This window comes from Herbaspirillum sp. Her4 (assembly GCF_057961335.1).
In genome coordinates this window covers 4253352-4264362 of sequence record NZ_CM176330.1, presented here as the reverse complement: position 1 = coordinate 4264362, position 11011 = coordinate 4253352, and the positions used below count along the sequence as shown (strand labels likewise).

The window sequence follows — 11011 nt, the reverse complement described above, 5'->3', positions numbered from 1 at the left end:
ATTGTCTGGCGCTGCCGGGAGGGGTGGCTTGCTAACGCAAGGTGTACATCAAGGTGCCATAGCCGGTCTGATCGTAACCACCACTGTTGGGTCCGTAGTCGCCGCCGCCTCCCTCTGGCCGCACCTTCTCGGCGAAGCGTTGCACGGCGGGCGCGGGCAGGCCTTTGAGCACCACATAGTGCTGGTACAGCAGTTCCCAGATCGGACGCAGTTCGCCACGGCCTGCGGGTGAGATGGTCTCCTGCGTCACGTCGCTGTTGTGATAAGGCGTGAAGGGAACGGTATCGCCCAGGTTGTAGCGCGCCACATATTCGGCACCGCGCAGCAGCCGATTGTTTTCGTAGCCGAACAGGTCATCACCCTGGTTCCAGGCCATCTGGCAGAACGCGCCGGCAAGGGCCAGGTCCAGCAGGCTGTGTCCCTGGTCGCGACCGCTTTCCTGGATCTGGCCAAGACCGTCGGGATAGAGCGTCCAGACCAGATTGTTGATGGCACCATTGCCGGCTCCCTGCTTGAAGTAGCGGACGGCTTCCTGGTAGAGATCGTGGCGATCGGCCAGGATCCCGATCGCCATCATCGAACTCATGTTGGCGAGGTCCCAGTTGGCCCAGTAGTGATCGATGCGGGCTCCATTGTGGCGGGTGAGGAAGTCGTGATTCATCGGGTAGAAGACCCGCAGCATCATGTCCTTGAACGCGTTGAAGCCGCCGCCCGGCCAATGTGGATAGTCGCGCAGGAGTTCTCCCGCGTTGGCCAGCTGGTAGCCATAGATGCCCGATGCCAAAAAACGGTCCGAACTGCCTTCGATGGCTTGCAAGGTGCTGGCCCATGCGTCAAGCAGGAGCGTCGCGCGCGCGGCATAGCGATCGTCGCCGCTGATTTTCCAGCGCAGGGCCAGGGCATAGGCTGCGGCCGCATCGTTGAAGAGGCGGCTGTAGTTTTCTGCATGTCCGGCTCCATCCTTGCCGCGATAGATCACGGGGACCGCCGCCGGCTGCCAGTCGAGGCCGGCGTGGCGGTTGCCGGTGAGGCGCTGCCAGCCTGCAGTCCAGGGCTGGTCCATGGCGGCCAGGCGGGTCTTGATCCGGGTGAAATCGGCGGTGGTGTGCAGGCCGCCCGGATGAACGAAGGCGCTGCCTTCGGCCAGCGCCAGCGGCGTGCATCCCGCGCACAGGCAAAGCAAGGCGGTACGCAGTGTGGTTCGGGTGGTCTGCAAGAAAATTGTCAGCATGGTGTGCGCGTGAAGGGGCGATAGTGGAGTGTCCTGCAAAGCCTGGCATCACTGAACCAGGCTCGTCCTCTGACTGCGTTACGTTGGCCGGGTTCAGCTCAGATCACAGACGTTTCACTTGCCTTGTCCTGTGAATGGTGGCCTGCCCCGGCGGCCCCGGTGTCACGGTGCGGCGTGTCAGCCAAAGAAAATCCCGGCCTTGCGGGCCGGGATGCGGTTGGGGGAGTGGCGGATAAGAATCAGGCGAGGGCTTCCTTGGCGGCTTCTTCCGGGGTGAGGCCATCGTAGTAGAGGTCAGTGAACCATTCGACCTGTTCCTCGATGTGCTCTTGTGCCTGGTCCAGCGTGGCACCGCCCTTGACCAGGAATTGCTCGACTTCGGTACACCATTGGATCAGGGCTTCGGTTTCCGGGTCCAGTTTCTCTTTCTTGGGCATGTTGACTCCTTTGCTTCGGTAATGATGGGCGTGAGTGCCCTGTGCAAGGATAGGCCAAACCGGCCATGCGTGCGCACTTTTATTGGGCCGGGTTCATTGCAGCAACTGGCTGCCGCTGGCCGCCGTGATACTGCTGGCCAGCACCGCCGCCGCCGATCTCGTCTCCACCCCCAGCTTCACGAAGATATGTTCCAGGTGCTTGTTGACGGTACGCGGACTCATGCCGAGGATCTCGGCGATGTCGCGGTTGGTCTTGCCCTTGCCCAGCCAGAGCAGCACGTCGCTTTCGCGCGGCGTCAGGCGTGCGCCTTCCAGAGTGGCCGGCAGGACCATGAGCTCTTCGCCGCGATGCGCCGAGCCGGCGATCTTCTCCTCCAGCACCAGGCTCACGCCATGACCCTGGCCCGGACCGGAGAGGGTGATGTGCAGTTCATCCTGTTGCTGGCGCACGATCAACGGCGGTACGTGATCCAGGCTCTCGCCCTGGCGCTGCCGTACCAGCTGCTCGTTGAGCCAGACCTGCAAGGGCCCGGGCAGCTTGTGACTGGCCGGTGCCGCCGGACCATAGTATTTTTCCAGCCACTGTGAGGCCTTGCTGGTCTGCCACATTGGCAAGCCATTGCCGCCCAGAACGATCACTGCATTTGCCGCATGTTCCAGCATGCCGCGCGTCTGCGTCATCATGCGCGCAGTACGGATATGCGCACCAATGCGCGCCACTACCTCCTGCGGACGGATCGGCTTGGTCACGTAGTCGATGCCGCCGACCTCGAAGCCGCGCACCACGTGCTCGGTCTCCGACAGGCCCGTCATGAACACCACCGGGACATGCGCCACGCGCTTGACCTGCTTGATGCGGCGACAGGTCTCGAAGCCATCGATGCCGGGCATCATCGCATCCAGCAGGATCAGGTCGGGCGTGATGTGATCCAGCCGCTCCAGCGCCGCCAGGCCGTCGGTGGCGACCAGCACGATGTGGCCGCTCTCATCGAGCGCGTCGGACAACATGGCCAGGTTGTCGGGCATGTCATCGACGATCAGTACCACGTGTCTATCGAACGTCGTTGAGATCATGTCGGATCAGCTCCTTGATGCGGGTGACGTATTCGTTCAGTCGGAATTGCTTGACCAGCTGCCGCAGCTCGGTGGTGAAGGGCAGGTAGGCCGGCTGCTGGCGCTCCATGGCGTCGAGCTGGCGCAGGATTTCCTTGGCGTAGCCGATGCTGCCCAGTTCCAGCAGGGTGGCCAGCTTGTCTTGCGGTGGCACCAGCATCAGGGCCTGTGGCGCCGCAGATGGCGGTGGCACTTCTGCCGGCACAGCAGGAAGGATGCTCGCCACCCAGTCCAGTTGCAGATGCTGGCGGATCTTGCCCAGCAATTCGTGATACGAGACCGGCTTGACCACGAAGTCATTGACCAGCGGCGGCTCGTTGCGCTCATGCAGGTTCTCGAAGGCATTGGCCGAGACCAGCAGGATGGGCAGCTGCGTGAGCCCGCGTGCGCGGATGGCGCGGGCCACCGTCCAGCCATCCATCTGCGGCATGGCGATATCCAGCAGGATCAGGTCCGGGACTTCGCGTCCCAGACGCTCCATGCAGGCCAGTCCGCTGTCGGCTTCGCTCACCACGAATCCCAGCGGCATGAGCATGTCCCTGAGCAGGCGACGTTGCGAGGCCTGGTCGTCCACCACCAGGATGTGGCGAGAAGGACCGGCGTAGCCCGACATCTGGTCTTCCAGCTTGATGCGCGGGCGCGGGACGTGTATTTCAGGCAGGTAGATCTTGAGATGGAAACTGCTGCCGTGGCCGACCCTGCTCTGCACGCTCAGTTCGCCGCCCATGATGTGCACCAGCATGCGGCTGATGGCCAAGCCCAGGCCGGTGCCGATGTCCTCGCGCAGATTGGCGGCGCTGCTGCGCTCGAAGGGCAGGAAGATGCGTTCCAGGTCATCGTCGGCAATGCCGATGCCGCTGTCGATCACATCGAAATACGCGATCTCGCGGGCGTAGCGCAGTTTGAGCGTGACGCCGCCGTGATCGGTGAACTTCACCGCGTTGCCCAGCAGGTTGATGAGGATCTGGCGCAGCCGCTTCTGGTCCGCGTGCACGATCTGCGGCAGGCGTCCGGATTTCTCGAAGCGGAAGTGCAGGCCCTTCTGTTCGGCCTGTGGCGCGAACATGCCGACGATCTGTTCCAGGAAGGCTTCCAGCGCCAGCTCGTCCGAGGCCAGCCGCATCTTGCCGGCTTCGATCTTGGCGATGTCGAGCAGGCCATCGATGAGACTCAGCAAATGTTCTCCACTGCGGCGGATGATGGCGATGGCTTCCTTGCGGGCCGGCGGGATGGTGGCGTCCACGTGCAGGATCTGTGCATAGCCGAGGATGCTGTTCAAGGGCGTGCGCAGTTCGTGGCTCATGCCGGCCACGAAGCGGCTCTTGGCCAGGTTGGCCGATTCGGCGGCTTCCTTGGCGCGCTGCAGTTCGGCATCGGTCTGCTTGTGGGCTTCGATTTCCTGCAGCAGCAGGTTGGTCTGGCGCTCCGATTCTTCCTGGGCCACGGCGCGGCTTTCATTGGTGAGCACCAGCCACCAGGCACCGACGCCAACCACTACCAGCAGCAGGCAGAACAGCTTGATGAAGACGCCCCGCAACGAATCCGGTGCAGACAAGCTCAGCCCGGAGAGATCGGCCATCTGCTGGAAATACAGCATCCACAACACGATGGCCAGCCCGCCTGCCAGCAGCCCGAAGACACTCAGGTAATGCCCGATACGCGTATTGAGCTTGAGTGCGAAGCGCGCCGGGATCAGCTGGCGCAGCGTATGAAGAATCTGGTTGGGCAGGCGTGCGCGGGGCGTCTTGCAGCGGTCCTTGCAGCGTGCATCGAGTGAACAGCACAGCGAACAGATGGCCCCCTGGTAGGCTGGACAATGCGCCATGTCCGGCGTCTCGAACGCATTGCCACAGATCACGCAATCCAGTACCGAGTGCGCCTGTCCGGGTGTGACGGGCCGATAGTTCTGCTCGCACAGCGTATCGCGCCGCGCGATGTAGTAGCGGCTGCCGGTGGCCAGCGCGATCAGCGGCGCCGTCACCAGCGCCGTCCCCAATGCGATGAAGGGTGCCATCGCGGCAATGGTCTTGCCCATCACGCCCGACATGGCCAGTGTGGAGAGCAGGGTGGCAATCACCATTGAACCGACACCAACGGGATTCACGTCATACAGGTGAGCGCGCTTGAATTCAATGTGCGCCGGGCTCAGGCGCAGCGGCTTGTTGATGACCAGATCGGCCACCACGGCCCCGATCCAGGAGATGGCCACCAGGCTGTAGAGCGCCAGCACGTGTTCCAGCGCATTGAACACCCCCAGCTCCATGAGCAGCACCGCGATCAGCACGTTGAAGACCAGCCACACCACGCGCCCCGGATGGCTGTGCGTGAGGCGCGCAAAGAAGTTGGACCAGGCCAGCGAGCCGGCATAGGCATTGGTGACATTGATCTTGATCTGCGACACCACCACGAACAGCACCACCGCCCCCAGCGCAAAGGCCGGATTGCCGAACACGTACTGATAGCCGATCAGGTACATCTGGGTCGGTTCCACGGCACGTGCCATCGGCACTTCATGCTGGATGGCGAGGAATGCCAGCAGCGTGCCGCCCAGCATCTTGGCCCCGCCCAGCAGGATCCAGCCGGGTCCGGCCAGCAGCAGGGCGCTCCACCAGCGGCCGCGATTGGCGGCAGTCTTCTGCGGCAGGAAGCGCAGGAAGTCCACCTGTTCGCCTACTTGCGCAATCAACGAGAAGGCCACCGTGGCGGCCGCGCCGAAGAGCGTGAGGTTGAAGGAGCTGCCTTCTTCGGCGCGGCCGGCAAAGCTCATCAGATTGGAGAGCGCCTCCGGTTCCTTGTACAGCACGCAGGCATAGGGCAGTACCAGCAGCACCAGCCACAGTGGCTGGGTCCACATCTGCAGGCGATTGATGAGGGTGATGCCGTAGGCCACCATGGGGATGATGATGAGCGAACAGAGCACATAGCCATACACCAGCGGCAGGCCGAAATAGATCTCGATGGCCTGCGCCATGATGGCCGCTTCCAGCGCGAAGAAGATGAAGGTGAAGCTGGCGTAGATCAGCGAGGTGATGGTCGAGCCGATGTAGCCGAAGCCGGCGCCGCGCGTGAGCAGGTCCATGTCCACTCCGTAGCGCGCCGCGTAATAGCTGATGGGCAGGCCGGTGGCGAAGAACAGCACCATCACGCAGACGATGGCCCAGAAGGCATTGGTGAAGCCATAGCTCAGAGTGATGGCACCGCTGATGGCTTCCAGCGCCAGGAAGGAGGTGGCACCCAGCGCCGTGTTGGCCAGCCGGAATTCGGACCAGCGGCGAAAGGACAGCGGCGTGTAGCGCAGCGCGTAGTCTTCCAGCGTCTCGTTGGCGACCCAGGTGTTGTAGTCGCGCCGGACCTTGACGATGCGTTGAGTGGCGGGATGGGTCACGTTGGCTCTTGGTGGGGTCGGGGGTTCCGGTGGGTCATGTCCGTCAGCGCCTTGTCAGTGTGCTGCAGCGCAGGCTGACTGTCCGGCTCGTGTTTATGTCCAAGCAATTTTCAAACCATTCGGAGCAAGAGGGCATACGTCAAATGACGTAGATGCCTGTCTGCATGACATGAGAATTCACCAAGAAAAGGCAGCCGGCATGGACGCCGTCGCCGCGACCCGACGCCCTGCACGCAAAGTGCGCACCAACAGCAGGCAAGCCATGATCAAAAGCTGTGCAGGCCGGCAGGTCGCACCAGCAGGGGGCTTACGTCAAACAACGTATTGTTGCGCTGCACCTGCGAACCTATTCTGCGCCTCAGAACGAAGCGCCGGAACCGCGTGATGTAAGGGGTCTTCCGAGCTGCGCCACTGCCGGGGCAGTGACTTGTCCGGTCTTCGTTTCACCGCTTGCATGACGCCACGATGGCCCAGACCGAGTCCAACAACAACGCCCGAAAGGAGTACCGCATGTCGCATTCCTCGTCTTCCAATCCTCCCTCGCTCCCACGCCGCAAGATCCTCATGGGCCTGGCCGCCGGGGCGGCAGCAGCGGCCCTGCCGGGCATGGCCTCGGCCCAGCAGTATCCGACCGCCAAGGTCAACACCACCAAGCTGGCCATCACCGATACTGAAGTCACGGTCGGCCAGCTGCACTCGGCCACCGGCACCATGGCCATCAGCGAAACCGGTTCGATCCAGGCCGAGCGCCTGGCCATCGACCAGATCAATGCCATGGGCGGCATCCTCGGCCGCAAGATCAAGATCATCCAGGAAGACGGTGCCAGCGACTGGCCTACCTTCGCCGAAAAGGCCAAGAAGCTGCTGGAAAACGACCGCGTGGCCGCCGTCTTCGGCTGCTGGACGTCGGCCTCCCGCAAGGCCGTGCTGCCGGTGTTCGAGAAGGACAACGGCCTGCTGTATTACCCGACCTTCTATGAAGGCCTGGAGCAATCCAAGAACGTGTTCTATACCGGGCAGGAGGCGACGCAACAGGTGCTGGCAGGCCTGAACTGGGTGGCCAAGGAAAAGAAGGCCAAGACCTTCTTCCTGGTCGGCTCGGACTACATCTGGCCGCGTACTTCCAACAAGATCGCCCGCAAGCACATCGAGAACGTGCTCAAGGGTTCGGTGGTGGGCGAGGAATACTACCCGCTGGGCAACACGCAATTCGGTTCGCTCATCAACAAGATCAAGTTGAAAAAGCCCGACGTGATCTTTGCCGACGTGGTCGGTGGCTCCAACGTCGCTTTCTACAAGCAGTTGAAGGCCGCGGGCGTCACCGCCAAGACCCAGAACCTGCTGACCATCTCGGTGACCGAGGATGAAATGCTGGGCATCGGCGGCGAGAACGTGGAAGGCTTCTTTGCCTCGATGAAGTATTTCCAGAGTCTCGACAACGCCAACAACAAGAAATTCGTGGCCGAATTCAAGGCCAAGTTCGGTGCCAATTCGGTCATCGGCGACGTCACCCAAGCAGCCTATCTTGGCCCCTGGCTGTGGAAGGCTGCCGTGGAAAAGGCCGGCAGCTTCGATGTCGACAAGGTGGTGGCCGCTTCGCCCGGCATCGAACTCAAGACCGCGCCCGAAGGCTACGTCAAGGTCCACGAAAACCATCACCTGTGGAGCAAGACCCGCATCGGCGAGGCGCAGAAGGATGGCCAATTCAAGGTGGTCTACGAGTCCGAGCTGATCGAGCCGAATCCCTTCCCCAAGGGCTACCAGTAAGGCGGTCCGGCCGGTGCCGCACCGGCCCTTCGTGCAGCAAAGCGGCGGCGTCTGTAGTGACATGCGGGCGCTGCCGCCCATTTCTCCAATCGGCAACTCTGCCCCGTCGGGAGTCATCATGGTTTCTCTATCCGAATTCGGCGCCATCTTCGCCATGCAGGGCTTCAATGGCCTCTCGGTTTTCTGCGTGCTGCTGCTGATGGCGCTGGGCCTGGCCATCATCTTCGGGCAGATGGGCGTGATCAACATGGCCCACGGTGAATTCCTCACCATCGGCGCCTACATCACCTACCTGCTGTCGCACCTGACCACCACCTATGCGCCGGCCTTGCAGCCGTTCTATTTCTTCGTGGCCATCGTGCTGTCCTTCGCCGTGGCCTATGGCGTGGGTTATCTCACCGAGCTGCTGCTCATCAGCCGCCTCTACAAGCGTCCGCTCGATACCCTGCTGGCGACCTGGGGCCTGTCGCTGGCGATGCAGCAGACCTTCCGTTCCATCTTCGGCGCCAAGGAAGTCAGCGCCACCTTGCCGGACTGGCTCATGGGTTCCTTCAAGCCGACCGATGCCATCGACATCCCCTTGAACGGTCTCTTCATGATGGGCCTCACGGTGCTGCTCACCGGTGCCATCTTCGTATTGCTGTTCCGTTCACGCTGGGGCTTGCAGGTGCGGGCAACCATGCAGAACCGTGTCATGAGCGGGGCCGTGGGCATCAATACCCGCAAGGTCGACCGCACCACCTTTGCACTCGGTTGCGGGGTCGCCGGCGTGGCCGGTGCGGCTTTCACGACCATCGGCTCCACCGGCCCGACCAGCGGATCGCTCTACATCGTCGATACCTTCCTGGTGGTGGTCTTCGGTGGCGCGCAAAGCCTCATCGGCACCATCGCCTCGGCCTTCTCGATTGCACAGACGCAGTCCACGGCGGAATTCTTCCTGACCGGTTCCATGGCCAAGGTGCTGACCTTGTCGGCGGTGATCCTGATCCTGATGTTGCGTCCGCAAGGGCTGTTCTCGGCGAAGGTGCGCAAATGAATCTGAAAGATGGCCACTCCCGATCCAACTACATGAGCGAGGTCCGATGATGAATGCAGCCTGTGAAAAACTGCTGGGCGGGCGCTCCGGTGCGCTTGGCCTGCTGGTGATGGCGGTACTGCTGCTGGTGGTGTTCCCGCTGACGATGGACATGTTCCGTCTCAACCTGGTGGGCAAATACCTGTCCTACGCCTTCGTGGCCGTGGGCCTGGTGCTGTGCTGGGGCTACGGCGGCATCCTCAGCCTGGGGCAGGGCGTGTTCTTCGGCCTGGGCGGCTATTGCATGGCCATGTTCCTCAAGCTCGAAGCCTCTGACCCCATCAGCACCAAAATCCAGTCCACGCCGGGCATCCCCGACTTCATGGACTGGAACCAGATCACCGCCTTGCCGGCCATGTGGGAGCCCTTCCATAGTTTTGCCTTCACGATTCTTGCCGTGCTGGTGGTGCCGACCGCGCTGGCCATGCTGATCGGGCTGGCGATGTTCAAGCGCCGCGTGGGGGATGTGTATTTCTCCATCGTCACGCAAGCCATTGCGGCCATCCTGTCCATCCTCATCATCGGCCAGCAGGGGCTGACCGGCGGCGTCAATGGCATCACCGACCTCAAGACTTTGATGGGCTGGGATATCCGCACCGACCATGCCAAGCTGGTGCTGTATTTCGTCAATGCGGGACTGCTGTTCGGCTGCATCCTGTTCGGCCGTTACGTGCTCGGGTCCAAGCTGGGCCGCCTGCTGGTGGCCATGCGTGACAAGGAAGAACGGGTGCGCTTCTCCGGCTATGACGTGGCCAGCTTCAAGGTCTTCGTCTTCTGTGCGGCGGCCATGTTCTCGGCTATCGGCGGGGCCATGTTCACGCTGCAGGTGGGTTTCATGTCGCCGTCCTTCGTCGGTATCGTGCCCTCCATCGAAATGGTGATCTTTGCTGCAGTGGGTGGCCGCATGTCGCTGCTGGGCGCGGTGTATGGAACGCTGCTGGTGAACTTTGGCAAAACCTACTTCTCCGAAACCTTCCCCGAACTGTGGCTGTTCCTGATGGGCGGTCTCTTCATCGCGGTGGTGATGTATTTCCCCAATGGCCTGGCCGGTCTCTGGCAGACCCAGGGCAAGCGCCTGATGGACAAGCTGCGCGGTCAATCCAAGCCGGTAGCACCCGTTGCTGCAGAAGCCGCCAAGCCGGTTTCCCGAGCAGCTACCCCTGAACCCAAGCGCGATGGCATCGAGCCGGGCGCGACCCTGGAGGCCAGCAAATGAGCGAGAACGTCATCGGTTTCGAATCGGACGCCCATCCGGTCCTGGCCATCGAAGACCTGACCGTGTCTTTCGACGGGTTCAAGGCAGTCGACAAGCTCAATCTCTACGTGCAGCGCAATGAGGTGCGCGTGGTGATCGGCCCCAACGGCGCAGGCAAGACCACGGTGCTGGACTTGATCTGCGGCAAGACCCGCGCCACCTCCGGCAGCATCAAGTTCAACAATCACGAACTGACGAAGATGAGCGAGCACGCCATCGTGCGGGTAGGCGTGGGACGCAAGTTCCAGACCCCGTCCATCTACGAGAACCTGTCCGTCTTCGAGAACCTGGAGATGTCCTTCCCGCGTGGCCGCAAGGTGTTCGGTGCACTGACCTTCAAGCGTTCGCCGGATGTGGTGGCGCGGGTGGAAGCGGTGGCCGCCGAGATCTTCCTGGACGAACAACTGCATACGCAGGCCGACCTGCTCTCGCACGGCCAGAAGCAGTGGCTGGAGATCGGCATGCTGCTGATGCAGGAGCCGGAGCTCTTGATGCTGGATGAGCCGGTGGCCGGCATGAGCGTGTCCGAACGCGAAAAGACCGCCGAGCTGCTGGGCCGCATCAGCCAGGGCCGCTCGGTGGTAGTGATCGAGCACGACATGGATTTCGTCAAGAGCATCGCCCACAAGGTCACCGTGCTGCACCAGGGAAAAATCCTGGCCGAAGGCAGCATGGAGAAGGTGCAGTCCGATCCCAAGGTGATCGATGTCTATCTCGGTCACTGAAATTTCCTCACCCTCGGAGCCTG

The 11011-nt window shown here is 62.2% G+C and carries 8 protein-coding genes; 4 read left to right on the top strand and 4 right to left on the bottom strand.

The features are described from left to right. Positions 1–31: 31 nt before the first annotated feature. The 4 genes from ACWFUC_RS19290 to ACWFUC_RS19275 form a co-directional block, all read right to left on the bottom strand. Positions 32–1231, bottom strand: coding sequence for an alginate lyase family protein (locus ACWFUC_RS19290; RefSeq protein ID WP_209581622.1), 1200 nt, complete (start codon positions 1229–1231; stop codon positions 32–34). 239 nt (positions 1232–1470) lie between these two features. After that, a complete protein-coding gene (locus ACWFUC_RS19285; RefSeq protein WP_008329502.1) occupies positions 1471–1668 on the bottom strand; it encodes a hypothetical protein in 198 nt (65 codons plus the stop codon). Between the two features lie 93 nt (positions 1669–1761). Further along, the gene (locus ACWFUC_RS19280; RefSeq protein ID WP_489623037.1) at positions 1762–2742 is read right to left on the bottom strand and encodes a response regulator; all 981 of its coding nucleotides are present in this window, start codon (positions 2740–2742) and stop codon (positions 1762–1764) included. After that, the gene (locus tag ACWFUC_RS19275) at positions 2720–6166 is read right to left on the bottom strand and encodes a hybrid sensor histidine kinase/response regulator (RefSeq protein WP_489623036.1); all 3447 of its coding nucleotides are present in this window, start codon (positions 6164–6166) and stop codon (positions 2720–2722) included. The genes ACWFUC_RS19280 and ACWFUC_RS19275 overlap by 23 nt, the downstream gene beginning before the upstream one ends. A 510-nt stretch (positions 6167–6676) precedes the next feature. Here ACWFUC_RS19275 and urtA point away from each other — a divergent pair. The 4 genes from urtA (at position 6677) to urtD (ending at position 10988) form a co-directional block, all read left to right on the top strand. Continuing rightward, positions 6677–7933, top strand: a complete 1257-nt coding sequence (gene urtA / locus ACWFUC_RS19270; RefSeq protein ID WP_039788032.1) for an urea ABC transporter substrate-binding protein — start codon at positions 6677–6679, stop codon at positions 7931–7933. A gap of 118 nt (positions 7934–8051) precedes the next feature. Beyond that, positions 8052–8969 carry an urea ABC transporter permease subunit UrtB gene (urtB, locus tag ACWFUC_RS19265; protein WP_039787923.1) on the top strand — a complete coding sequence of 306 codons (918 nt, stop codon included), beginning with the start codon at positions 8052–8054 and terminating at the stop codon, positions 8967–8969. A 49-nt stretch (positions 8970–9018) separates the two neighbouring features. Continuing rightward, on the top strand, positions 9019–10224 hold the full coding sequence (gene urtC, locus ACWFUC_RS19260; protein ID WP_489625565.1) for an urea ABC transporter permease subunit UrtC: 1206 nt from the start codon (positions 9019–9021) through the stop codon (positions 10222–10224). Further along, positions 10221–10988: an urea ABC transporter ATP-binding protein UrtD gene (gene urtD, locus ACWFUC_RS19255; protein WP_489623034.1), complete on the top strand. Its 768-nt coding sequence runs from the start codon at positions 10221–10223 to the stop codon at positions 10986–10988. The genes urtC and urtD overlap by 4 nt, the downstream gene beginning before the upstream one ends. Positions 10989–11011 lie beyond the last annotated feature (23 nt).